Here is a 23,429-nt window from a genome sequence, read left to right on the forward strand (position 1 = left end):
TTATGATCGGCGGAACTTCCCATAGTCCCGCCCGTTGCCTTTGAAGCGTCTACTCACAGGAGTTGAAAATGGCCGAAGACAAGACACTCGACGACCTCTTCCTCGACACCGTCAAAGACATCTATTTCGCCGAACGCCAAATCCTGAAGGCGCTGCCTAAGATGGCCAAGGCAGCACATTCCCCCGAGTTGCAGGCGGGCTTTGAGCAGCACTTTGCCGAAACTGAAGGCCATGTTGAACGTCTGGAACAGGTTTTCGCTCTGCTCGGCAAAACGCCACGCGGCAAAACATGCGACGCAATTCTCGGCATTCTCGAGGAGGGCAAGTCGATCATGGAAGACTTCAAAGGCGCGAGTGCGCTGGATGCGGGTCTCGCAGCCGCCGCCCAAGCCGTCGAGCACTACGAGATTGCCCGCTACGGCACCTTGAAAAGTTGGGCGGAAAAGCTGGGCATGACGGAAGCGGCCGCGTTGTTCGAAGCCACCCTGCGTGAAGAGGTTGCCACGGATGCCAAGCTTTCGAAGCTGGCAAAAACCAACCTGAACGCCATGGCCGCTTAGAGCCACCTCAACAATTGAAACTGCAGTCACACCAGGGTGTAGGATCAATCCCACGCCACCGGTAGCAGCAACACCTTCGACGCAGCGTGCGCGTCGAAGGTCATAAACCTAACACTATCATTGAGATGCCTGGCAGGGGCTGGGGGACTCGAACCCACGACCCTCGGTTTTGGAGACCGATGCTCTACCAACTGAGCTAAACCCCTTCAGGCGAGGGTTTGTCTAATGGCAAAGAGTGCTTTGTGCAAGACCTTCTGACGCGATCATGCCCAGATGTGTGGAATGACCGGAATGGCAAGCAGAACGATCCCCAGCAGCGAGGCCATAAAGCAGATGGAACGCCAGGGGCTGAGGCCACGTACGTAACAAACGACGTAGATCGAACGCGCGACAAAATAGACGCCGCCGCCCACCAGCGACAGCCACCCCTGCTCTCCGAGCACCACCGAGAGAATCGCCAGCGTCAGGAACACCGGCAGAGTTTCCTGCAGATTGCCCAGTGCTCGGCGCGACCGTGCGAGCTCAACGGTTGGCTCGGGCAGGTTATCGCGCGGACCAGTCTGCGCTTGGGTGCCGACCTGTTTGGTCAGATAGTTTCCGGGCAGCATGACCTGGACCAGCAAAAGCAGCAGCACGAGAAGAATCATCAAGAGCATTGGTATTCACCTGTTGGATAGCCGTGAGCGTGGCCCATAGGGCTATCGAGCCAAAGCCCTGTGAGCAATGGCAAAGCGGACTTCGTCCCTGGAACGCGGACGCGGCCATTTACAAACTGCCATCGTCATCCAATAAAAGGCTTGCGAGTTTGTGGAATCCCGGCGGCGCCGACTGATCACTCAGGGGAGAAATACCCCGGAAGGATAATCATGCGTCTATTGCTTGCGCTGGCCATTGTTGCCCTGTCGCCCACCCTTGCCTTTGCTCACACCGGTGTTGGCCACACAGCAGGCTTCGTCCACGGCTTTGAACACCCCATTGGTGGGCTGGACCACATACTTGCGATGGTCGCAGTTGGCGTCTTTGCGTTCGTCCTGGGTGGTCGCGCACTCTGGCTGGTGCCCTTGTCCTTCGTGGCAATGATGAACGTCGGCTTCATGCTCGGCGTCGCACAGATCGACATGCCGTTTGTTGAGCTCGGAATCGCCCTGTCCAGCGTCGTCATTGGCGCTGCGGCGGCCTTGGGGCGCCCGATGCCTGTCGTAACCGCAATGGGCCTTGTCGGGGTCTTTGCAGTCTTCCACGGCCATGCCCATGGCTCCGAGATGCCGACTGACGCCAGTGGGTTCACGTACGCGGCAGGGTTCATCGCAGCGACCGCCCTCCTCCATCTCGCTGGCATTGCAGCGACATTTGGCGTCAGCACAGCCATTGGTCGCTACGGCAAGTATGCGGCTCAACTTGCAGGCGGCGCGTTTGCACTGGGCGGGGTGGGCATTTTGACCGGCTGGCTCTAACCAATGCTGCGCAATGAATTGGAGGGGCTTGCCATGCCCCTCCCGCTCGGGCTAATGCCTTTGCGTCGGTTTCGACCGGGCGGGTATAGCTCAGTGGTAGAGCAGCAGCCTTCCAAGCTGAATATGCGGGTTCGATTCCCGCTACCCGCTCCAAGCTTTCGAAATCGCGAGCGTCAGGTGCTTTGGCCCTTCAGGGCATGTCGCTCACCTTAGGCGCAATTCAGCCAGGACGCAGCTTTCGAAGCTCAATTTCGCCACTACGCTCATAGGCGAGCAAGAGCTTTTCAGCGTATTGCTGCCCGAGATAGTCATTCATGTGCGCGATGACGTCATCGTAGGCCAGCCCAAGCTCACGCCGCCCCAACAGATAGTTTCTGAACCGATCATGCCAATTGATTGTGTATGGGACACCGCGTGGCCGTGCGAAGCGGTGCATCCAGCGCAACGCCGGAAGACAGAGCGCGCGCCCGCCCCGCTGTCGAAATTTGTTGTGAATGTACCCCTCTTCGCCCCCAAACCCCTTGAACGCCGGGTTGAACCCGGGCCACGCGGCACGCCTGCAGGCAAATACTCCTAATCCCTGCATGGGAATTTCAAACGGCGGCCCCGATGTCTTGTCATCGGTTGGCAAGCCATTCCAAACGCCGAACATACCTCTGTCCCAGCGTTCTTCCCAATGGGAGCTGTCGCTGGCCAAGTTTTCCCAGATTATCGGCCCTTGAATGAGGTCCAGGCTGTCTGGATGTTCATCGAAATAGGCAAGAAGAGCCTTGATCGCGCCCGCCTCAAACAGGACATGCGAGTCCATGCAAAGGACAAAATCGCCAGCTGCTTCTTGGAAGACCAAATCCCGCACGGCCGTGCCGGTGCGTCCATCTGAGGGAATGTACCTGTAGTTCGGCACAATGTTTTCGATGTCTTTCAGGTATTTTGCTTCAACGCCACTCGGGTTGTTGTCGATGACCAAAAACTCAACATCGTCCAGGATTTCCGGGTGATATAGACGCATCGCCTGGATGCTGAAGTAGGCGCCATCGAAGTCATCATAGGTGGCCATTCCGATGGTTAGCTTGGCTTCCAATCGGCGTTCGCTGCGCGGTTGAATCGGATGCTTCACCCGTAATGGGTTATCGGCCTCAGAAAAGGCAGCACAAAAGCGACCCACGTCCTCAGAGCTGAAGCCGTTGTCCATAAACATGCGGATTGCCATATCCAAAACACCGCGCAAGTCTTCGGTATTCCCAACCCCAACTGCCAACAAAGGGGAGACCGCAAGCAGAGCTTCCAACGCTGCCAATGCCTGCGATGAAGCCAGCTCTTGGGTCACGCCCAGAACTCCCTCTACCGATGGCGTTTTGATTGACACACGACCGCTTGCAGATCTCGAAACGAAAACGACAAGCTCTACTGCTGCTTCAGACGCCCCCACCGGAGGGGCCACGTTCACCGCGTTACTGCCCAGAACCGAGGGCTGATAACGCAATCCCGCGCAATTATCGCCATGCACCAGCGCATTGGCACTTATCGACAGCGGCAGCGAAAACCCGTTGGCGCATCGCGCTTTTCCGGCGAGTTGCACCAGACTTTGCGAACGATAGGAAAAGCCAGCGCCTAGCATCCAAGCAACGACGTCATTGCGAAGATCTATGTCCGACCCGAGGACAAGTATCCCCCGACCGGAATACGCAAGCAGTCCCGCGCTTAAGTAACCAGCACTATCGTCGTTGATAAGAACGAGCTGAATGGCTTGGTTGATAGCAGCGACAACATCCCCAGCAGGCACGTTTTCAAAAAGCAGGTCGCCGTCGAGACTGAGGGAATACCCACCATCGCCATCGGCAACAACGATGTGAGCTCCCAGCCGCTCGCCCGCATCCACTTCGAACGGGAAAAAATCATTGAGAGATGACTTCAGCCCGTCCGGCACAGAGACTCTGATGACCACGTCTTGATGACGAAGGACAGAAAAAGAGGGGACTTCACTTTGATGTTCAACTCCGCCACTGGCCTCTGGCACAGAGCACCTCTTCAATACTTATAGATACCAGCATTTCGCCGATAAATATAAATTGAATAGATTTTATTTATTGTTTTCGAAGCGACATCGCACAACCACGTATTCGCGCCTAATCCAAAAATATGCGATTGCGCTACTAACCTGATGTCAGGGTAGGCAGATACTAAAAATCACCGTATTACAATGAAGATGAGTCATGATTAGCAACAAGTTCAGAAAAACATCCGTCGTGACTATGGGCATTTTCTCGCTGGTGAGCAGCGGGGCCCAAATAACCAGAGGGGCTGATCTTCCTCTAAACTGGCAACCACCCTCCCAAAAATCACCGACAGTCAGTCAACCGACAACGCAGCCAAAAACCCCAGACCCAAAGGTAACTTGCGCGTTACTGAAAACCTTAACGTTGGCACAGCAGGTGAAATTCCTCAGGGACCACCCAGAGTGCGTGCCGGATACAACGGTTCCGCCGGAACTAAGTACCAGCACGGATTCCGATCCAACCACGGCTCCGCCGGCGACTACTCCTGCTCCCAATACAAGCGAGCCGACGCCAACTCTTGCTCCAAACGAGCCAACGCCAAGTCCCCCACCTCCCGCGCGCCCGACCAAGCCCCGACGGTGACCACCTCCCGGTAGTGAAAACTCGTCACCACACGGCACTGGCGACTTTCGATAAGCGCAACCGGCCTCCCCCAAGTAATAGGTCCGAGGGCCCTGCCGGCGATTGCCGCGAGGACTATCCGTCTACCCTTTCCGGCAGCACCGTTTGCGGTGCGCCGGAAAGATCGACGGAGCGCAAAGTTCCCTCCGACCTTGCCTTGCTGCTCCGGGGAACTCGCCCCCGGAGTATGCCGGGCGAAGCCCTTCCCGCTTAATCTCTACGCCGGATGACGCGACGTTCTGATGCGTCACGCCAATTCGCTTGTTGGTCTCCCAAAGTCGTGATTACCTAGGTTTTCAACTTAAATGGTTGGGGGTTCAGTATGCGCATAGTCCGGTCTATCGGTATGGCAGTCGTCTTCCTGTCAATTGTTTTCGGCTCAGCAGTTCCGACTTTTGCTGATGCTACAGTTCCTACGAGCGACATCGAAGGCGCGGCGGATAATCCGCTGGTAAAGCGCTATGACGGCTCGTTCATCGTATCCTACGAGCAGTCCGCCTACACGGATTTCACCGTGCCATTGTCGCCCCTAGTTGCCAGCGCCGATCCCGACGCCCGCGACAAAAACAACAATCGCGTCTATGCGCCGGAAAAAGACATCGAAGTCGAAGGCCAACTGACCCGCATCGCCTATGTCCTTCCGGCCGAGCGATCCCCCCTGGAGGTGCTCCGCAACTATCAGGATGTTGTGGAGGCTGCGGGCGGCGAAGTGCTGTTTGAATGCAAGAAAGAGGAGTGCGGGGGCGACGCGAGCCGTGCGGCGTATGGCGGGGGCAACAAGATGAGCCTCACCATGTTTTTCGTCTATGATTCCGACCTCAAGGATGCCGACTTCAGCAATGGAAAGTGCGCCTTGACCTCCGGGATCAACGACCAACGCTTCTTCTCCGCCAAGCTCCCGGAAGCTGAAGGCGACGCATATGTTACGGTCCAAACGTTCTCACTCATCGACGATCTCTACTGCTCGGAATTGAATGGCCGGACCATTGCCCTCGTGCATGTGCTGGAACCCAAAGGCCGCGAGAAGAAAATGGTAGTGGTTGAAGCCGCCAAAATGGCTGACTCACTCAGCACCTCCGGTAGCATTTCGCTCTACGGCATCTATTTCGACACCGACAAGGCTGCCCTTAAGCCTGAGTCCGACCCAACCCTGCAGGAAATCGCCACCTTGCTCGGCAACGAACCCAAAATGGCGGTGATCGTCGTCGGCCACACCGACAACCAGGGTGCCTTCGCCTACAACGTCGACCTCTCATCGCGCCGTGCCCAGGCGGTCAAAGACGCACTGGTGTCCAAATTTGGCATCGACACCGGACGCCTTACGGCTGCGGGCGCAGGCATGATGGCGCCGGTGGCCAGCAATGACAGCGAAGAGGGACGATCAAAAAATCGGCGTGTCGTGCTGGTTAAGGCCAACTAGCGACAATCAGCTTGTATGAACAGGGTGTGGCGCTACCGCTGCACCCTGTTGCCAACAACGCAAATCTGCGCAGACTTGGCCCATTGGACTCAGTCCACGGACTATGCCCAAAGGGCCACGAGGAGAAACATGCAGATCGGCGTCAATTTGCTGTGCCTCACCGGGTTTGTCGAAGAGCAGCACCTGCCCCAAATCAGGCGTCTCAAAGAACTCGGCTATGATGGCGTCGAAGTCCCCGTCCTGCGCGGTACCACCGACCATTACGCCTGGTTAGGCAGCGAACTCGACAAAATTGGACTGCGCCGCACCACGACCTCGGTGATTCCATCTGCCGATGCCAATCCAGTCAGCAGCGATGCCGAGATTCGTCTGGCCGGCCAACGCCATCTCGATTGGGCGCTGGAGTGCGCAATCGCGCTTGGTGCGGAAAGCGTCGGCGGCCCACTGCATTCGCCGATTGGCCAATTCACCGGCAGCGGTCCATCGGATGATGAGATTAAGTACGGTTCCGATGCCCACCGGACGCTCGCCGAGCGCGCGGCGCAACACGACATTTATCTCAGCCTCGAGCAGCTCAATCGCTTCGAGACCTATTTTCTCAACACGATGGACCAAGCCCGCGCTTACTGCGACCTAGTGGACCACCCCGCGTTCCGCATCATGTACGATACATTCCACGCCAATATCGAGGAACAGAGCCAGGCTCGCGCCATTGCCACGCTGGGTAAAGATCTCGGCATTCTCCATATTTCGGAAAATGATCGGGGCATTCCCGGCCGAGGCCACATCGATTTTGCCGAAATATTCAGAGCCGTCCGCGCCACCGGCTACGATGGCTGGGTTACGCTCGAGGCATTTGGTGCCGGTCTGCCCGAACTTGCCGCAGCGACTCGTGTCTGGCGCCCCCTCTTCCCTGATTTTGAGACCTTGTTCTCAGAATCTATCAGCTTCATGCGAAAAAACTGGGCGGATGCGGCACCGCACTGAAATGCGCGGACTTCCGGGCGTTTGCAGCGCTCGCAAGGCGCTGATTTTTCGACAAGTTGTGATCAGTTGCGGCTTTTCTTGGTGCTAACGCCTTATGGGTGTTGACACACTTGTCTCAGATCACCATAAACCGCCCAACGACGCGCAACAGTGCTTCGTTTCCTGCCCGAGTGACGTTGTCAGTGGAGGGGTGGGTGAGTGGTTAAAACCATCAGACTGTAAATCTGACCGCTTAGCGTACACTGGTTCGAATCCAGTCCCCTCCACCAACGTCCTCTACGGGCCATTGATTTTACTCAATAGTTTTATGTTTTTGGCTAGCCTGTTTACGCTTAGCCATTCTTGTGTTCGCCCTATGATCGAGCACATCCATACCCGTTTGCCTCTGATCCTGAGTCCAGAGGCCTACGGTCGCTGACTCCCTTATGAGGATCAGGGATCGGACGCCAAGGCGCTGTTGCTCGGCAGCCCGATCGATAGCTAGCTCAACTTCCGCCGCGTTGGCCGCGAGGTCAACTCCTCACGCTACGAGGCACCGGCCCCCAAAAGCCCATCATCAACTCACTTTGACATCGCCGAAACGGCCCCGTAGGCGATTTTCGGGACGGCAGTACGCCCCGTCCCGATGAGGCTAACGTGAGGCCTTGTAGAGCTTTGATGCGATCTCGTAGAATTCCTCTGGCGCGTAGTCAGGAGTGAACGCGGCGGGCACACCCTGCAGTTGCTGCATTTTGCCACCATCAGGAATGCCCTCGACGACTTCCAGCGGTCCCGGAGGATCACCTGGCAGCGCTACTCATGCTGGCCTCTCCCAAGCTGTTCAGAGCGGAGCGCACACCAATGCGTCAGGAGTGTTTCTCGCGTTAGCTTGTGTGCAAAACGAGCTTTGTCAGATCAGATTGTGTCGAGGCAGGTGCTTGCTCGCGTCGGGCCTGCTTGTTGGCGTACATCAGCTCGTCAGCCATCAAGAGCACAGACTGTGGTGAGCTGTTTAGCGGATCCGCGCAGACGATCCCGAAACTAGCGCCAGAGTAGTCAAACACACGCCCACCAATGGAGTATTTATCAACAAGCAACGGAGCGAGCCGACGGCGCATCATATCAGCGGCGAGCTCTTTTTCGCCATCCTCGGCGCGAGGCGTGAGGCCAATCGCTATGAACTCGTCGCCGCCCCAACGTCCCAACATGTCGCCACCACGAAGCCCGGACAACAGTCGCCTACTGACCTCTACCAGGAACCTGTCTCCGATCTCATGGCCGTAGGTGTCGTTGATGATCTTGAAGTCGTCCATGTCGATAAACGACACGAGAACCGATTGTTGGGTTCGCTTGGCTAGAGCAAAAAACCGGTCGAGCTCAGACAAGACGACGCGTCGGTTGGGAAGGCCCGTCAAAAGATCGTGGTTTGCGGCATGACGCTCTTCCTGGCGCCGCGCCGCTCGCTGTTCGGCAAGGGCACCGCAAAGGACGATCAGGATCACCCCGGCCGCGACCACCAAACCAGCTATCCAGTAATGCTGCCGCTGCATCGGACCCAAATGCTCGAGCGAAGCAAGTGTCAGCAGTTGATATTGCTCTTCAGCCAATGGCTGATGGCGCACAAGATAGGATCGGCCTTCGATGAGCCATTGGTCGCTCGCGCCAGAGTCGGCGATCACATCCAAAGGTTCGCCCGGCTCTTCATCGGTTGCGGAGGGTCGGTGAGCTCCTTCCGGAAGCAGCGGTCCGACATTGCGCAACATGAAGGTGGCGTCAGAGGACGTCGTCACCCTGCCCTGCAGGTTTACAATGAGCGAGATGTGCCGCCCTTCGATATATTGCGCCATCTCGGGCGCGTCTAACCGAACAGTGACCGATCCCAGCGGCTGACTCGCCGCTCCTTCGATCCGGCTGGCAACGAAATAGGACGGCATCTGGTTGAGGCGAGCGATCCCAAACATCTGGCCACTGCCAACCTTCAAAGCATCGAGCAGATACGCGCGGCCGGCGTAAATCTGGCCGACGATGTTGAAATCCTCCTCCCAATGGCTAGAGGCGATCGTGTCTTGGCTCAGATTGTTCATGTAGATACGGGCGTAGTGCAGGTCGTCGGCCAGAGCCGTCATGTAATCGCCGACCCCGCGAACCTTTGATTCACTGGTCAAGATCTCGGCGCGCTCTTCTCTCGTTAATTCAGCGAAGCCCGGCGGGTCGAGGCTATAAAAGTTGGCCAGCTCAATCACCTGGCTCTGTCGCGCTACCATGTTGGCGACGCTCGTCATCTCCATGAACAAGCGATCAACGATGCGAGCCGCGGTGAGGGCTTCGTATTCTGCACTGGCCGCAATGCCTTCAACTTCTTCTTCGACAGCGCGGTGCGACATCCAAAAGGCCAGGCCAACGACCAGCGCGACCCAGAGCACGGCAATCAGCAGAGTTGCCCAACGCAACTTCGGTGATTGCACCATTCCCCAAGGATTAGACTGAATTTTGGCCGTCACCGATAAAGTCATCAGCAGAACGATCACCACAAGAGGACAAGGGCGCTCAACTCCACGAGCACGAGGTTTTGCGACAATGTAACCGACGTGGGTTACTCAAAAAGCACTCATGGTATTGCCCATGGAATTTGGCAACGACTTTTGTCGCATAAGGTGACTACAGTTTTACTGAGGGCGCGAGCCATTCCTGGCTGTTATGCCAATGGCTGCGGAGTGGAGGTGCTTGTATGTTCGCATTGCAGCCGACTAGAAGTCGCCGGGCGTTTCCGTGGAGAGCCAGGGTGGCGTCTCGCGAATGCCAGGAATGGCAGAGGTCTGGCTGACCGATTGCAGCACATCAAGCAGGGTCGCGTAGGGTTCAACGCGGCGATATTGCGAGGGCACCATGGCGACGATGCGCCGGGGTGGCGCCTTGACGCGATAGAGCAAAACTTCGTCGGTATGGCCATCCACGCCAATCGTGGCGAGGGCGGGCGCGAGGCAAATGCCGGCGCCTGCGCGGACAAGGCCAACAGCAGTTTCAAAGCTGCGGCATTGGGCGACGACGCTGTGCTCGGGCAGAAGCTGGTCGTACCAGTCGGCGACGCGATTGGCCTGCTGGCTGCCGAAGATGAACTGGATGGAGCGGTTGAGCGTGGTCCACTGCTCGGGACTCAATTGGGTCTTGGGATCGGTGAGACCATCGAGCGCCAAAGTCTTGGGGACCACCAGCACATAGGGGTCTTCGACAAGCGGGACCTGGACAAAGCCGACCCCGGCCTGCGCCACCGAGTTGGCGGCGAGCAGGCCGACATTGACGCGGCGGCCATAGAGCAGTTCAAGGATTTCGCCCGGGGCGCTTTCGAGGATATCGAAATCGACCTCGGGGAAGTGCGCCTGCAATTGCGCGATGGCTTTTGGCAAAAGAACCCGCAGCACCGAATTGATGCCCGCGACGCGCAGGGTGAGGCGTTCGCCGCCGCTGAACTGGCCGAGCCCATCCTCAAGCTCGTTGATCGTACGCAGCACCTGTTCGACCTTGGGCAGCAGGTAAGTGCCCGCCTCGGTCAACTCCATTTCGTTGGAGCGGCGGTTAAACAATAGCGTGCCGACATTGGCCTCCAGCTTGCCCAATTGCTGGGACAGTGAGGGTTGAGCTAGGCCAAGTTGCTTGGCCGCTTTGGTCAGCGTTTCGGAGCGCGCGACGGCCCAAAAAATGCGCAACTGGTGGAGGGTCAACTCACCAGCTTTTTTGGATAGGGCAGAAGGCGATGGGCGCGTTTCCTCCTTGCCTGACGAGGTTCGGCGCGGGCGTCCGTTGGCGCGGTCATCGTCCATGAATTGTCTAAAATCCCACCCGGTGCGTGGCGCGTCTGCGGCGCCATCGACCGTCGTAGCTTACTGCATTGCGCATGGGTTAACCCAAGAAAATCGTCCGATCAATCAGGACCTTGGACGCATGCCAAAGCGGGGGGCTGCGGCACCGGCTTGTGGACGATCCAATATTGCGCCAACTATTCCCCGCCTGCGCCGGAGCAAAAAACGGCGCATGATGGCCAGTTTTTCACAAGCCAAAATCGGCCAGAAAAGCCTTGCGGAGAGGGGAATTGAGCATGACCGAGGAGCTGGCGAAAACGCCGCCGACTCGCCCCGAATCGTCGCTTTCGACCGCTGGCGGATCAAAAGCCCTACCCCCTGCACAGCTGGCAGGGCGAGCGCGCAAGCGCCGCCGGATCGAGCGGGGCGTGGTGCTGGGCTCCCAGATCACCATCGCTCTGCTGGTGGTGGCGGGCATGTTTGCGCTCAACGCGGCGGCAGGCAAACTGATCATGCCCAAGCCCACCGATGTGCTGAACCAGAGCATCAAGATGTGGGCAGATGGGACCATGATAAAGGCGCTGGGCCAGTCGGTAACTGTGATCGGGTTGGGCTTTTTGCTCTCGGCTTCAACCGGCATTCTGTTTGGCATTTTGCTGGGCGGGTTCCGGTTTTTGGGCCGTGTATTCGACCCCTTCGTCAACGCGATGAACTCGACGCCCGGCGCGGCATTCATTCCACTGATCATCGTGTGGTTCGGGCTCTACACCGAGGCCAAGGTGGTGGTGGTGTGGAACGCGGCCATGTTCCCCATCCTGATCAATACCGCGGCCGGCATCGCGAACTCCAACAAGGACCTGACCGAGATGGCGCGCGCCTTTGGGGCAAAGCGCCTAACACTGTTCTGGAAGGTGATGGTGCCCGATGCCCTGCCCTCGATTTTGAGCGGACTGCGGATCGGAGCGGCGATTGCCACGGTGGGCACGGTGATCTCCGAGCTGACCATGGCGCAATCGGGTCTGGGTGGGTTGTTGGCGGCGGCGGGCAATCGCTTCCAGATGGACAAGTATTTCGCCGTGGTGATCGTCTTGATGGCACTGGGCACCTCGATCACGGCGCTGCTGCGCTTTGCCGAACACCGGATTGCGCGCTGGCGCGTGTCGCTGCGGGAGGGCTCGTAACGTGGACAAAACCATCCAGCCGCTGATCTCGCTGCGCAACGTCGGCAAGTCCTTCAAGGACGGGCAGGTGCGAGCACTCGACAACATTTCGTTCGATGTGCGACCCGGCGAATTCATCAGCCTTGTGGGCCCCAGCGGGTGTGGCAAGACCACGCTGCTGCGCCTGATCAACGGCTTGATTGGCGTCGATGAAGGCAGCGTGAGCGTGATGGGCGCGCCGCCTGTGCCGGGGCCCGATCTGGCAATGGTATTTCAATCGGCGCGCTTGCTGCCCTGGCTGACCGTGGTGGGCAATATCGAATTTGTGCTGTCGCTACGCGGGCTGTCGCGCGGCGAGCGGAGTCAGCGGGCATTGGCCTTGCTCGGCGCGGTGGGCCTGCGCGATTTCGCCGGGGCCTATCCCCATGAACTGTCGGGCGGCATGCAGCAGCGCGTGGGGCTGGCGCGAGCGTTGGCGGTTGAGCCCAAAGTGTTGCTGATGGATGAGCCCTTTGCAGCGCTGGACGCGATGACGCGCGAAGTGTTGCGCAGCGAGCTGCTGCAAATGTGGTCGCGGCGGCGCATGGCGATTGTGTTCGTGACCCACGATATCGACGAGGCAATCTTGCTGTCACAGCGCATCGTGCTGTTGCGGCCACGGCCCGGCCGGATCGACGAAATCGTTGATGTAGACCTGCCCGAGCCGCGCTGGAAGCATGATCCGCGCACCCTGCCGGCCTTTGCCGAGATGCGGGCGCATCTGTGGGCCCGCATCCACGACATGGTGCGCGATGGGGCGGAGCTGGAAGAGCTGGCGGGGGCATTTCCGACCGATGACGGGCTGGAAAAGTCTGACTTATAGGATTTTCCTATAGCAACGATAGAGTGTTAGGCCCGCACCGGCTCTGACCTAATGGCATCTTGTATCCCAGCTGCATTGCGACTCGCTGGGGCGACGATGTCATAGGGTGTAAGTGCATGAGCGGGGTCCGCGCTGAGAATTTATCGCCGCTGCAGCGCGCGGCTTGGACTGCTCATCTGGCAGGGCATCTGCTGGAGCGCGCGGGCTTTGGCGGCACGCCAGAGCAGATCACCCGGCTGGCCGCACTATCGCCAGAAGAGGCCGTCGCCTCGCTGGTGAACTATGCCGGCCAGAGCAATGGTCATCTGGCTCCCTTCGAAGAATCTGGATTTTGGGACGCGTCGCTCAAGGACTTTCCCGCCAGCCGCCCTGCGGCGACCGTATTGGCCGAGCGCACTGGCCAGGCCATGGGCGTGGCCGTCAAGCCGGGCGGCCAGCGTCCACTCCAGCCCATCACCAATAGGTTCTTTTATTGGCTGCGCGCCTCGACGCTGGAGACGCGGCGGCTGGCATTCTGGTGGCTCGACCGCATGGTGCGGACGGCGCGCCCGCTCGAAGAAAAACTGACCCTATTCTGGCATGGGCACTTCGCCACCAGCGAAGAAAAGCTGCGCGACTATCGCAAGATCCAGCTGCAGCTAGAAACGCTGCGCGCCGGCGCCAGCGGCAATTTCGGCGATCTACTGGTGGCTGTGGCCAAGGACCCGGCCATGCTGGTGTTTCTCGACGCGGCACAGAATGTCAAAGGCGCGCCCAACGAGAACTTTGGCCGCGAGGTGATGGAATTGTTCACGATGGGCGTGGGCAATTACACCGAGGACGACATTCGCGAGGCCGCCCGCGCCTTTACCGGCTGGGGCAATGATGACCTAAGCTTCGTCATCGATCCCGACAAGCACGACGCGGGCGTAAAGACCTTCCTCGGCCAGAGTGGGAATTTCGCCGGCGAAGACATTTTGCGCATCATTCTGGCGCAGAAGCAGACCGCGATTTACATCGCCAGCAAGCTCTATCGGTTCTTTGTGCGCGAAGAGATTTCGCCCGAATTTGCAATCGTGCTGGGCGACCTGCTGCGGAACAATGGTTACGAGATCGCGCCGTTCCTGACGACGGTTTTTCTGTCTGAGGATTTTTACAGCGAAGCGTCGGTCGCCACCCATATCAAGTCGCCGACCGAGCTTTTGGTCTCGACCTATCGCAAGCTTGGGCTCGATGCCCTGCCCGGCATTCCCGACCCGAACTCGGTCAGCAAGACGCTGGGGCAAATTCTGCTCTATCCGCCTACAGTGGCCGGGTGGGGCGAAGGGCGCGCCTGGATAACCCCGGGGCTGTTGTTCGAGCGCTCCAACTTCGCCCGCGAAGTGATGTTCCCCGACATTATCGGCTTCCGCGATCCGGAACGGAACCCCGGTGCCGAAGTGCGCCGGGTCAACGCCAATATCATCGCGGGCATGGAAATCACTGCGGCAACGCTCGAAGAAGGCGCGGCGCTGAGCACGGCGGCGGGCATTCAGGAGAGCTTCAACACGCGGTACGCCAGCCTTGTCGGGTATCAGCAGGCGCTGTCAAAGCTCAAGCCAACACCGCGTGCAGCGGCCCAATTCAGCCTCTCGGAGATGGTGACGGATGCGGGCGCGACGACGGCGACAGAAGCCGTTGATCATTTGATCACGCGGTTCATGCGCGTGGCGTTGTCGGCCAATGCGCGGGCAGCTCTCATCGGCACGCTAGAGCATGAGCTTGGCACCAGCCAATTGGCCGAGGCCGAGAGCTACATGGAACACGGGCTGCGGCTTGTGGGCCACCTCATCATGAGTTCACCCCAATATCAGCTCGCCTGAGCGGAGACAGCCCCATGGTACGCACCCCAAAGCTCAGCGGCAGCGACAAGGCAAACCTGCTTGGGTCCGGCTTTGGCAGCATGGTGCTGCAAGGCGCCAGCGGCATCAGCTCCTCGCCCGTCTGGTCCAAAGTGGCGGAAGCACAGGCGGCAGCCAATGACCGTATCCTTGTGATCGTCGAACTTTCGGGGGGAAATGACGGCCTCAACACGGTCATCCCCTTTGCTGACGACGCCTACTACAAGGCGCGGCCGAACCTGGGCATCCGCAAGGACAAGCTGCTGCAGATCGACGAGCATTTTGGCTTCCAGAAATCCATGGCCGGGTTCGAACGGCTCTACAAAGACGGCATGATGGGGCTGGTGCATGGCGTGGGCTATGATCAGCCCTCGTTCTCGCATTTTTCGTCCATGGCCTTCTGGCAGACCGGCGCGCCCAATAGCGGCGAGGCCTATGGCTGGCTGGGGCGCATGGCCGACGCGATTGATCCGCTTGGCCACACCAGCAATTTCCTCGTCAATATCGATGATGGGCAGTCGCTGGCCGTGCGCTCGATGAACCACGTGCCGCTTGTGTTCAACAATCCGGACAACTTCACCCGGCGGCTCTATCACGAGGAAATGGCGGCGATCGGGGCCATCGATTCACGCGGCGGCAATGGCGGCGCCAATGCCTCGCAGGACTTCTTGTTCGATATCGCCGCCAGCGCCAATAGCTCCGAGCAACTGGTGCGCGATGCGTGGAATTCCTACAGCACGCCCATCGACTACGGGCTGGTGCCGTTTGGGTTGGAGCGGGTGGCGGCGCTGATCGCCGCTGACTTCCCGACAAAGGTCTACTACGTCCCCTACCGCAATAATGCCTTCGACACCCATGTCTATCAGGGCGACCTGCATTCGCGGCTGTGGTCGTACACGTCCGATCATATCTCGGGCTTTGTGCGCGATATGGAGCGGGTTGGCCGAGCCGATGACGTCGTCGTCATGGTGTTCAGCGAGTTCGGGCGGCGCGTGGCGGAGAACACCAGCCTTGGTACCGATCACGGCACGGCGGGCCCGGCCTTTGTCATCGGCAAGCCGGTGACCGGCGGACAATATGGCGGCGTGGTGAGCCTCACCGATCTCGACGACGGCAACCTCAAATACACCACCGATTTCCGGCGGATCTATTCAACCCTGATCCAGGGATGGATGGGGCACGACCAAGCCTCCAGCATCCTCAAAAACGAGTTCAGCGGCATCCCGCTGTTTGCCAAAAGCTAGCGGGTTGGCCCGTCAGCCGTCATCACTACACTGAGAGTCCACCATGTTCCAATTCCGTCGTCCCCTGATGGCTGCCCTTGCAACGGGTCTGAGCCTTGCCGCCCTGCTCGGCCCTGCCGCTGCGCAGAACATCCATCCTGATGTACTCGAGCTCAAGCTGGCGCTGGCCGTTGCCGACACCAATGTGAACCCGACGACCTCGTCGCTGTTCAAGCTGGCCGAAAGCATGGGCTTTTATGAAAAGCACGGGCTCAAGATCGATATCGTTTCACTCGACGGCACCCCCCAGGCTGTGGCGGCGCTGAACTCGGGCGCGGTGGACATTGCTGACATCGCCATCGACTCCGCCATTCGCCTGCGCGCTGACAATGACGTGCCGGTTCGCGGTTTTGTGGCGATTGCCATGGGCAGCGCGTTCCTGATTGCGGCCAAGGATGACATCACGACCGTCGATGATCTGGTGGGGCGCTCCTACGCCATCGCCGACAATGGCAGCCTTGACCACAACCTGACGGAAGCCGTTCTGGGCACCTATGGCATCGCCTCGGACGGTCCGAATTATGTTGCCATCGGCTCACCCGATGTGCGCGTGCAGGCACTTGCTGCCGGCCAGGTCGATGCGACCACGGTATCGTTCGGCACATATATGACTATCGCTGGAACGCCCGGCGTTCATGTGCTCGTGCAGCCCGACGCTTACTCGGAACGCGCGCCTGCCATGGCAAAGTTCATCGCGGCGCTGGACGGCACGATCGAAACCAAGCGCGAAGCGCTGCAGCGTTTCACTGATGCACTGACCGACGCTGCCCGCACGATGGAAGCCAATCGTGAAGGCTGGGTGGATGCCATGGTTGTGGCCCGCGATGACCTGTCGCGCGAAAGCCTTGAGGCCACCTCCGAACTCAACGCCACGCGCTGGTGCATCAACGGCTGCATGAAGCACGAGAACCTCGAAAAGGCAGTCGACTTCATCTACGCCAAGTCAGACTTCAAGGACGTCGCCAAGATCAGCGTCGATGACATCATCGACCTGAGCTTTACTCAAAAGACGCTGGAAACCCTCGGCACCGCTGGCGGCAACGGCCTCGACGCCCGCTGATCATTGCGACGCCAGCAAGCCCCGCTTGCTGGCGTCGCACAAAGGCGCTACGGCTGCGAATATGAGCATCAACAAATTCCCCCCCAAGCCGCGCTACAATCCAGATGATGGCCCGGTCTATCTGTATGGCCTGCACACTGTGCGGGCTGCGCTGGACAACAAAAACCGCATCAAGAAAGTGCTGCTGGCGACGCCAAATGCGCTGTTGCGGCTCAAAGAGACCGGCGAAATCGGCAAGGTAACCGTCAAGGAGACCACACCCAAGGAACTCGACCGCTTGCTGGGCGACGATGCAGTGCATCAGGGCGCCGCGCTTGAGGTCGATCCGGTCAGCCGCTTTGGCCTCGAAGACATCAAGCCGCTCAAGCTGGTTGTGGTGCTCGACCAGATCACCGACCCGCACAATGTCGGCGCCATCCTGCGTACAGCGTGCGCTTTTGGTGCGGATGCAGTCATTACGACAGCCCGCCACTCGCCACGCGAAACCGGCGTTATGGCCAAGTCGGCGTCAGGTGCGCTCGATCTGGTACCCATGATTGAAGTGCGCAACCTCGGCGATGCGCTGGAAAAGCTGAAGGCCCGCGGCATGTTAGTGCTGGGTTTTGACTCGGAATCGGAACAGCAGCTCAAGCCACGAATAGACGATCAACCACTGGCGATCGTTATGGGAGCTGAAGGCAAGGGCCTGCGCCAGCGCACCCGCGAACTCTGCGACGAGATGGTCAAGTTGGACATGCCCGGCCCGATCAAATCGCTGAACGTTTCCAACGCTGCCGCGATCGCTCTGTTCGCGGCCACTGCCGGACGATCCTGATGAGCCAATTCGAACCCTTCGCCATTGCTCTGCGCCTGTCTGGTGTCAGCATTGGCCAGAATGATCTCGACACCCAACTCAAGCAGCTGACCAGCCGCTATGAGCCCGAAGACGCCGACGCGAGCTTTTACGCTCAGGTCGACGTGGATGCAGATAATCCGGTGCGGGCTTTGCTCGAACTGGCCGAACGCTCTGGTCCGGCGATCGCCGCGATGCTTGAAGATCGTCGCATCGGCAAAGCAGTACTCGACATCGCCTTCGACTTCCCCGAGCACGGCGAGGCTATGTCCGCCCGCCTGCCCGCGCACGTGGCTGCAGCTATTGCCAGCCATGGCATCGACGTTGAAGTGTCGGTCTATCTCACCAACGTTGAAGACGACGAAGAATAATAGCCGTTGGCACGCTCTTAGAGCGTGCCATTCTGGCTCGGCACATCAGCCGTGATCACGTCGCGACCAAATACACCATTGTCCTTGGGCACAAGCCGAACAACCGTGTAGCCGCGCTGTTCCAGCTCCGAAAGGAAGCGCGGCAACAGGTCAACCGTACGCTGGTGAATGTCGTGGAACAGCACGATGCCGCTGCCTCGTGCATCCAGCCGCGACAAGGTGCGCTGCAGAACCACGTCCGCAGTTTCCTTGTAGTAGTCCTTGCTGTCAACATCGACATCGAGAACCACGACACTGCCCTGCATCAGATTGGTCCGCAGAAAACCATTTTGTGCCAAATAGGGAAAACGGAAGAACGGCGACAGCGTTTGACCGCTACCAGCCAGCGCCAGCGCAACAGCACGTTCGCCCTTGGCAATCTCGTCGACAGCCTCCTGGCGGCTCAGCGTCGTTAGATCAACGTGACCGAACGTGTGGCTGCCGACAGTGTGCCCCTTGTTGGCAACCAGCTGGGCCAGCTTTGGATTGGCCTCCGCGGCCGAACCGAGCATCAGGAATGTCGCTTTGACGCCGAAATGATCGAGGCTGGCCAGGATCTGGCTGGTCTTGCCTGGGCGCGGACCATCGTCAAACGTGAGAATAACCTCACCCTGCCGCAGGGCAATATCACTGCTGGAGCCGACGGCAAGTGTGCGACCGCCGAGATGGCCGGTCGAGAAAATACGCTCAGGAATAGGCTGTTGCGAAATGGGAGCAGATGCCTTGAGGATCGCACCGGTCACGACTGGCGCTTCCGTCGTGGTCGTCTGGGTCAACACCGCGCGCTCGACGGGAGGCTTGGCGCAACCTGCAAGTGCAGCGGCCACAAATACGAAAGAAATAGCAAAACGCGAAAGCGACACGAGCTGAACTCTGGACAACGTCAACAGAGTGCACTTTCGACAATTATGGTTAATTATCCGCTTGTAAATCCTTAAGAATTACTTGCCAGCGTCGGATTTCGCTTTCCGTCCAAGGGTATCGAGGGCACTCAAAAAGGCCGAGCGATCCGCAGGTCGAAAACCCGGATTGTACCCTTTTATCTCGCCCGTCTCACGCAGATGCTGCTTGAGATCGCGCATCGCCAAAGCCATGCCAATCGACGCGGGCGTGAAGGGCTTACCGGTAAACCCAAGCACATGGCAACCCTTGTCGATGGCTCTACTGGCGAGAGGAATATCGGCCGTCAAAACGATGTCGTTGGCCTGCGCCTGTTCGACAATCCAGTCATCCGCCGCGTCGGCGCCAGCGGGTACCACAATGACCCGAACCATCGGATCGCGAGAGGGCCGCACCCCCCCATTGCTGACCAGCGTCACCACGAGGCCAAGCCGCTCGGCCACGCGCATGGCTTCGTCCTTGACCGGACAAGCGTCGGCGTCGACAAAAATCTGAGGTGCCGCCATGAACTACTGCACCGTCCCAAGGAAGGCGCGCAACGCAGCGTTATAGCGAGCGGGATCTTCCTTCCATGACTGAATGTGGTCGGCCTTGGTCCGCAGGTATTCAGTCGGGGCGTCGCGCCGCTCGACCAGAGCATCACTCGTAGCCACTGGCACGACCCGATCGGCCTCGCCGTGCGAGATGAACATCGGCCCAGCAAACTCGGCGAACACGGTGGTTGTGGTTGCAGAACCGATATTGATCGGCAGCTCAAGGGTACTCAGCCATAGTCCCCCGCGCGCCAGAATTGGCGCCAGAGGCAGACCAAGCCGCGCAACCTGCTCGACCACAATGGCCGGGAAGTCGACCGCTGGAGCGTCGAGAACAATCGCTGCGATCCTGTCCGCGAGCTCCGAGTGTAGCAGCGCCTGTCCCGCAATTCCCCCGCCCATGGATTCTGCAACGATCACCAGATCATCCGCTCCATGATCGAAGGCATATTGCATCGCCGCATCCAGGTCATGCCACTCGGTGAGGCCGAAAGCGTAGAGACCGTCGGGAGACAACTGGGCACCGTCATCGTTGCGATAGGTGATTATCAGCGTGGGCAAGCCTGCGTCATGCAAAACAGGGAGGAAGCGATAGCCGTTCTCACGCCGCCCGCCGATGCCATGAACGACAATAGCCCAGCGCGAAGCGGCGGCGTCTGCAGCGGGCACCAGCCACGCAGGGGAAACGCCGAGTTCGGTTTCGATCTCGACGTTCTCAAAGTCATAGCCGTAGGCGGCCTTCGGGTCACCCACGTAGCCGATATCGGCCGGGGACTGAGGCGCAGGCCAACCGTCGCCCTGGATTGTCGGCCCGCCCACCGTGAGAATGCCGCGCAGACTCTGCGCGGTCACCCAGCTGCCATAGCCCAGGTAACCGACGAAGCCGATGATAAGCAGAACCAATATGATGCCAACTGGCTTACCCATCACCTGCCCCGCTCCTGGCTAGTAAACGACGACGCTACGAATGCTTTCGCCGGCGCGCATCAGCTCGAAGCCCTTATTGATATCTTCGAGGCGCAGGGTGTGGGTGATCATCGGATCGATTTCGATCTTGCCATCGAGATACCAGTCGACAATCTTCGGCACGTCCGTACGGCCCTTGGCGCCGCCGAAAGCCGTTCCCATCCAGGTGCGGCCCGTGACCAGCTGGAACGGACGGGTCGAAATTTCCTTGCCCGCCGCTGCCACGCCAATAACAACCGACTTACCCCAGCCGCGGTGGCTGCATTCGAGAGCCTGACGCATAACCGTGGTATTGCCAGTGCAGTCGAACGTGTAGTCCGCGCCACCGATCAGATCGCCACGGCGCTTGGTCAGGTTTACGAGGTAAGGCACGATATCGCCGTCGATCTCGGTCGGGTTGACGAAGTGCGTCATACCGAAGCGCTCGCCCCATTCCTTCTTGTCGTTGTTCAGGTCCACGCCGATGATCATGTCGGCGCCGGCAAGGCGCAGGCCCTGAATCACGTTGAGACCAATGCCGCCCAGGCCGAACACGACAGCCGTCGCGCCGATCTCAACCTTGGCAGTATTGATCACCGCGCCAATGCCAGTGGTGACGCCGCAGCCGACATAGCAAACCTTGTCGAAGGCCGCCGACGCGTCGATCTTGGCGACCGCGATCTCGGGCAGAACGGTGAAGTTCGAAAAGGTCGAGCAACCCATATAGTGATGGATCGGCTTGCCTTCGAACGAGAAGCGCGAGGTGCCGTCGGGCATAAGTCCCTGCCCCTGCGTCGAGCGGATCGCCGTGCAGAGGTTGGTCTTGCCGGAGCGGCACGAATAGCACTCGCGGCACTCTGGCGTGTAGAGCGGGATGACGTGATCGCCCTTTTTGAGAGAGGTCACACCCGGACCGACATCAACAACAACGCCTGCGCCTTCATGGCCGAGAATAGCGGGGAAAATCCCCTCAGGGTCCGCGCCCGACAGCGTGAAATCATCGGTGTGGCAGATGCCGGTGGCCTTGATCTCGATCAGAACCTCGCCCGCCTTGGGGCCTTCGAGATCGACTTCGACGATTTCGAGGGGTTTTCCAGCCTGGAAGGCAACGGCGGCACGGGTTTTCATCTGCAGGTCTCCGATTCACGAATTTGCCGGACCCTCGCACACCAACCGCCTACGGGCAATGTGACGAAAGCTAAAGCGAAACGACGACGTTGACCGTAGCTGCCACAATCACCGTGTTGAAAAAGAACGAGAAAATGCCGTGCATCAGCACCAGGCGCTGCATATCTCGTGAGGTCACGTTCACGTCGGCAACCTGCGCCGTCATGCCGATCACATAGGAGAAGTAGAGAAAGCTCATGCCGTCGGGCCTGTCGGCCATTGGAAACTGAAGGCCCTCACGATCTTTCTGGGCAGTCTTCGCTGCTTTGCCCCGCCCGGCCACTTTGGGGGCGGAGTAGTACTCAAAAGCGTAGTGGTGCGCCGCCATGGCATGGACCGTGAGCCACCCGAGCGGGATCGCTGCCGCCGTCGCAACCAGCTCTAGTCCGTTGGCATCCTTCGTCCCAACCAATTGGAACAGCGAGACCAGGGCCGAGGTGATCACGGCTATCGTGGCGACGAAAATGATCCAGGCGGGGGCGTCTTCCTGATCGGCGTGCTTGTCGAGAAACTCAGCCGTTGCACGCGGGAAAAAGCCTAGGCTGAAGAAGAGATAGATCGCGAAAAACACGATCGTCCCCCACAGCACAGCCTGCCTCGGGGTGAACATCAGGCTGGCAAACGTGACGACCAACCCCGCCACAACCGCAATGTAAAAAGATCGATGACGCAAAGACTTGAGAACCACGCTCAGCTACCTCTCACCTTTCGTGAAAGGATATCCGGTAACGCGGCGACGGCAAGCCCTGTTGGCTAACGCTGGTCCAGAACTGCCCCCGGCCCCGCCTGTGCCCCGGCGGGCACTTTTCCAAGGATGATCATGCCGAGCACTTCGTCCTTGGTCACGTCGCTGGTGCGCGCGCTGCCCACCACCTGCCCGTTCTTCATAACGACAAGGCGATCGGCCAGATCGAAGACGTCGTGAATGTCGTGGCTGATGAGGAAAATGCCGATGCCGTCCGACTTAAGCTGTTTGATCAGCTCGCCCACCTGCGCCGTTTCCTGCGGGCCCAGCGACGCGGTCGGTTCATCCATGATCAGGATGCGCGCATCAAAAAGGATCGCCCGGGCAATTGCCACCGACTGCCGCTGACCGCCCGACAAGGCTCGTACAGGCTCCTTGAAGCGGCGGAAATTGGGGTTTAACCGCCCCATCACTTCGCGCGCCTTGGACTCCATGGCTGCATCATCAAGCGTCCCCAGCGCAGTCGTCAGCTCGCGCCCGAGGAAAAGATTGGCCGCCGCGTCGACATTGTCGGCAACCGCGAGCTGCTGGTAGATCGTCTCGATGCCATAGGCCTTGGCGTCGCGCGGATTGTTGATCGTCGCGTCCTGCCCGTTTATGCGGATCGAGCCCGTGTCGCGTTTATAGGCGCCAGACAGGATCTTAATCAGCGTCGACTTGCCCGCGCCGTTGTGGCCGAGCAACCCAACGACTTCACCGGGATAGAGATCGATGGAGGCCCGATCGACGGCACGGATGCCGCCGAATGAAATCGAAATATCGTCCATCGCGACGAGCGGCGTTCTGGTGTCCAGCATG

At 59.2% G+C, this 23,429-nt stretch carries 21 protein-coding genes, 3 tRNA genes and 1 pseudogene; 13 read left to right on the forward strand and 12 right to left on the reverse strand.

Annotated features, from left to right (window positions below):
* Positions 1–68: 68 nt before the first annotated feature.
* Positions 69–560 (forward strand): YciE/YciF ferroxidase family protein, encoded by a 492-nt coding sequence (locus tag WH87_RS07880; RefSeq protein WP_046140323.1) that lies wholly within the window; start codon positions 69–71, stop codon positions 558–560.
* Positions 561–690: 130 nt separating this feature from the next.
* Here WH87_RS07880 and WH87_RS07885 read toward each other — a convergent pair.
* Positions 691–766: transfer RNA gene (locus tag WH87_RS07885), tRNA-Trp, on the reverse strand.
* Positions 767–823: 57 nt separating this feature from the next.
* The gene (locus tag WH87_RS07890; RefSeq protein ID WP_052726597.1) at positions 824–1,216 is read right to left on the reverse strand and encodes an MAPEG family protein; all 393 of its coding nucleotides are present in this window, start codon (positions 1,214–1,216) and stop codon (positions 824–826) included.
* Between the two features lie 210 nt (positions 1,217–1,426).
* Here WH87_RS07890 and WH87_RS07895 point away from each other — a divergent pair, with 210 nt between their 5' ends.
* Together WH87_RS07895 and WH87_RS07900 are read left to right on the forward strand one after the other, a co-directional pair.
* The gene (locus WH87_RS07895; RefSeq protein WP_046140324.1) at positions 1,427–2,014 is read left to right on the forward strand and encodes a HupE/UreJ family protein; all 588 of its coding nucleotides are present in this window, start codon (positions 1,427–1,429) and stop codon (positions 2,012–2,014) included.
* A gap of 79 nt (positions 2,015–2,093) precedes the next feature.
* Positions 2,094–2,167, forward strand: a tRNA-Gly gene (locus WH87_RS07900).
* Between the two features lie 67 nt (positions 2,168–2,234).
* Here WH87_RS07900 and WH87_RS18940 read toward each other — a convergent pair.
* Entirely contained in the window at positions 2,235–4,031 is a 1,797-nt protein-coding gene (locus tag WH87_RS18940) for a glycosyltransferase (RefSeq protein WP_156458154.1), read from the reverse strand.
* Positions 4,032–5,038: 1,007 nt separating this feature from the next.
* Between WH87_RS18940 and WH87_RS07910 the strand changes: the two genes are divergently transcribed.
* The 3 genes from WH87_RS07910 (at position 5,039) to WH87_RS07920 (ending at position 7,368) form a co-directional block, all read left to right on the forward strand.
* Complete coding sequence (locus WH87_RS07910; protein WP_197410750.1) at positions 5,039–6,112, forward strand: OmpA family protein; 1,074 nt, start codon at positions 5,039–5,041, stop codon at positions 6,110–6,112.
* A gap of 129 nt (positions 6,113–6,241) precedes the next feature.
* Positions 6,242–7,099, forward strand: a complete 858-nt coding sequence (locus WH87_RS07915; protein ID WP_046140326.1) for a sugar phosphate isomerase/epimerase family protein — start codon at positions 6,242–6,244, stop codon at positions 7,097–7,099.
* A gap of 184 nt (positions 7,100–7,283) precedes the next feature.
* Positions 7,284–7,368, forward strand: a tRNA-Tyr gene (locus WH87_RS07920).
* Between the two features lie 362 nt (positions 7,369–7,730).
* On the opposite strand, the pseudogene WH87_RS19315 reads toward WH87_RS07920, so the two are convergent.
* The 3 genes and pseudogenes from WH87_RS19315 to WH87_RS07930 all read right to left on the reverse strand — a co-directional run.
* Positions 7,731–7,895 (reverse strand): annotated as a pseudogene (locus WH87_RS19315) (manganese catalase family protein); the annotation flags it as partial.
* A 67-nt stretch (positions 7,896–7,962) separates the two neighbouring features.
* Positions 7,963–9,606, reverse strand: a complete 1,644-nt coding sequence (locus WH87_RS07925; protein WP_197410751.1) for a GGDEF domain-containing protein — start codon at positions 9,604–9,606, stop codon at positions 7,963–7,965.
* Between the two features lie 219 nt (positions 9,607–9,825).
* Positions 9,826–10,896, reverse strand: coding sequence for a LysR family transcriptional regulator (locus tag WH87_RS07930; protein ID WP_046140328.1), 1,071 nt, complete (start codon positions 10,894–10,896; stop codon positions 9,826–9,828).
* Between the two features lie 275 nt (positions 10,897–11,171).
* Here WH87_RS07930 and WH87_RS07935 point away from each other — a divergent pair, with 275 nt between their 5' ends.
* From WH87_RS07935 to WH87_RS07965, 7 genes are all read left to right on the forward strand, one after another.
* Positions 11,172–12,056: an ABC transporter permease gene (locus WH87_RS07935; protein WP_082092559.1), complete on the forward strand. Its 885-nt coding sequence runs from the start codon at positions 11,172–11,174 to the stop codon at positions 12,054–12,056.
* A 1-nt stretch (position 12,057) separates the two neighbouring features.
* On the forward strand, positions 12,058–12,897 hold the full coding sequence (locus tag WH87_RS07940; RefSeq protein WP_245622324.1) for an ABC transporter ATP-binding protein: 840 nt from the start codon (positions 12,058–12,060) through the stop codon (positions 12,895–12,897).
* A 116-nt stretch (positions 12,898–13,013) separates the two neighbouring features.
* Positions 13,014–14,738 carry a DUF1800 domain-containing protein gene (locus WH87_RS07945; protein ID WP_052726599.1) on the forward strand — a complete coding sequence of 575 codons (1,725 nt, stop codon included), beginning with the start codon at positions 13,014–13,016 and terminating at the stop codon, positions 14,736–14,738.
* Between the two features lie 14 nt (positions 14,739–14,752).
* Complete coding sequence (locus WH87_RS07950; protein ID WP_046140329.1) at positions 14,753–16,000, forward strand: DUF1501 domain-containing protein; 1,248 nt, start codon at positions 14,753–14,755, stop codon at positions 15,998–16,000.
* A gap of 43 nt (positions 16,001–16,043) precedes the next feature.
* Positions 16,044–17,099 carry an ABC transporter substrate-binding protein gene (locus WH87_RS07955; RefSeq protein ID WP_197410753.1) on the forward strand — a complete coding sequence of 352 codons (1,056 nt, stop codon included), beginning with the start codon at positions 16,044–16,046 and terminating at the stop codon, positions 17,097–17,099.
* Between the two features lie 61 nt (positions 17,100–17,160).
* Positions 17,161–17,913, forward strand: a complete 753-nt coding sequence (gene rlmB / locus WH87_RS07960) for a 23S rRNA (guanosine(2251)-2'-O)-methyltransferase RlmB (protein ID WP_052952315.1) — start codon at positions 17,161–17,163, stop codon at positions 17,911–17,913.
* Positions 17,913–18,302: a hypothetical protein gene (locus tag WH87_RS07965; protein WP_046140331.1), complete on the forward strand. Its 390-nt coding sequence runs from the start codon at positions 17,913–17,915 to the stop codon at positions 18,300–18,302. Before rlmB ends, WH87_RS07965 begins: the two co-directional genes overlap by 1 nt.
* Positions 18,303–18,319: 17 nt before the next feature.
* Here the strand turns inward: WH87_RS07965 and WH87_RS07970 are convergent, their stop codons facing one another.
* From WH87_RS07970 to WH87_RS07995, 6 genes are all read right to left on the reverse strand, one after another.
* Complete coding sequence (locus WH87_RS07970; protein WP_245622325.1) at positions 18,320–19,204, reverse strand: polysaccharide deacetylase family protein; 885 nt, start codon at positions 19,202–19,204, stop codon at positions 18,320–18,322.
* A gap of 78 nt (positions 19,205–19,282) precedes the next feature.
* Positions 19,283–19,747: a YaiI/YqxD family protein gene (locus WH87_RS07975; RefSeq protein WP_046140332.1), complete on the reverse strand. Its 465-nt coding sequence runs from the start codon at positions 19,745–19,747 to the stop codon at positions 19,283–19,285.
* A gap of 3 nt (positions 19,748–19,750) precedes the next feature.
* Positions 19,751–20,701, reverse strand: coding sequence for an alpha/beta hydrolase (locus WH87_RS07980; protein ID WP_052726601.1), 951 nt, complete (start codon positions 20,699–20,701; stop codon positions 19,751–19,753).
* An 18-nt stretch (positions 20,702–20,719) separates the two neighbouring features.
* Positions 20,720–21,847, reverse strand: a complete 1,128-nt coding sequence (locus WH87_RS07985; protein WP_046140333.1) for an S-(hydroxymethyl)glutathione dehydrogenase/class III alcohol dehydrogenase — start codon at positions 21,845–21,847, stop codon at positions 20,720–20,722.
* Positions 21,848–21,917: 70 nt separating this feature from the next.
* Entirely contained in the window at positions 21,918–22,574 is a 657-nt protein-coding gene (locus WH87_RS07990) for a DUF1345 domain-containing protein (RefSeq protein ID WP_156458155.1), read from the reverse strand.
* A 65-nt stretch (positions 22,575–22,639) separates the two neighbouring features.
* Positions 22,640–23,428: an ATP-binding cassette domain-containing protein gene (locus tag WH87_RS07995; protein ID WP_046140334.1), complete on the reverse strand. Its 789-nt coding sequence runs from the start codon at positions 23,426–23,428 to the stop codon at positions 22,640–22,642.
* Position 23,429: the final 1 nt, after the last annotated feature.

Source organism: Devosia epidermidihirudinis, assembly GCF_000971295.1.
Taxonomy (GTDB): domain Bacteria; phylum Pseudomonadota; class Alphaproteobacteria; order Rhizobiales; family Devosiaceae; genus Devosia; species Devosia epidermidihirudinis.

Bases quoted from the DNA above. Each gene is read 5' to 3' on its own strand.
- WH87_RS07985 (WP_046140333.1), bottom strand. From the start codon at position 21,847: ATGAAAACCCGTGCCGCCGTTGCCTTCCAGGCTGGAAAACCCCTCGAA.
- rlmB (WP_052952315.1), top strand. From the start codon at position 17,161: ATGAGCATCAACAAATTCCCCCCCAAGCCGCGCTACAATCCAGATGAT.
- WH87_RS07935 (WP_082092559.1), top strand. From the start codon at position 11,172: ATGACCGAGGAGCTGGCGAAAACGCCGCCGACTCGCCCCGAATCGTCG.
- WH87_RS07890 (WP_052726597.1), bottom strand. From the start codon at position 1,216: ATGCTCTTGATGATTCTTCTCGTGCTGCTGCTTTTGCTGGTCCAGGTC.
- WH87_RS07915 (WP_046140326.1), top strand. From the start codon at position 6,242: ATGCAGATCGGCGTCAATTTGCTGTGCCTCACCGGGTTTGTCGAAGAG.
- WH87_RS07965 (WP_046140331.1), top strand. From the start codon at position 17,913: ATGAGCCAATTCGAACCCTTCGCCATTGCTCTGCGCCTGTCTGGTGTC.
- WH87_RS07930 (WP_046140328.1), bottom strand. From the start codon at position 10,896: ATGGACGATGACCGCGCCAACGGACGCCCGCGCCGAACCTCGTCAGGC.
- WH87_RS07880 (WP_046140323.1), top strand. From the start codon at position 69: ATGGCCGAAGACAAGACACTCGACGACCTCTTCCTCGACACCGTCAAA.
- WH87_RS07975 (WP_046140332.1), bottom strand. From the start codon at position 19,747: ATGGCGGCACCTCAGATTTTTGTCGACGCCGACGCTTGTCCGGTCAAG.
- WH87_RS07910 (WP_197410750.1), top strand. From the start codon at position 5,039: ATGGCAGTCGTCTTCCTGTCAATTGTTTTCGGCTCAGCAGTTCCGACT.
- WH87_RS07895 (WP_046140324.1), top strand. From the start codon at position 1,427: ATGCGTCTATTGCTTGCGCTGGCCATTGTTGCCCTGTCGCCCACCCTT.
- WH87_RS07995 (WP_046140334.1), bottom strand. From the start codon at position 23,428: ATGCTGGACACCAGAACGCCGCTCGTCGCGATGGACGATATTTCGATT.
- WH87_RS07955 (WP_197410753.1), top strand. From the start codon at position 16,044: ATGTTCCAATTCCGTCGTCCCCTGATGGCTGCCCTTGCAACGGGTCTG.
- WH87_RS07980 (WP_052726601.1), bottom strand. From the start codon at position 20,701: ATGGGTAAGCCAGTTGGCATCATATTGGTTCTGCTTATCATCGGCTTC.
- WH87_RS07945 (WP_052726599.1), top strand. From the start codon at position 13,014: ATGAGCGGGGTCCGCGCTGAGAATTTATCGCCGCTGCAGCGCGCGGCT.
- WH87_RS07950 (WP_046140329.1), top strand. From the start codon at position 14,753: ATGGTACGCACCCCAAAGCTCAGCGGCAGCGACAAGGCAAACCTGCTT.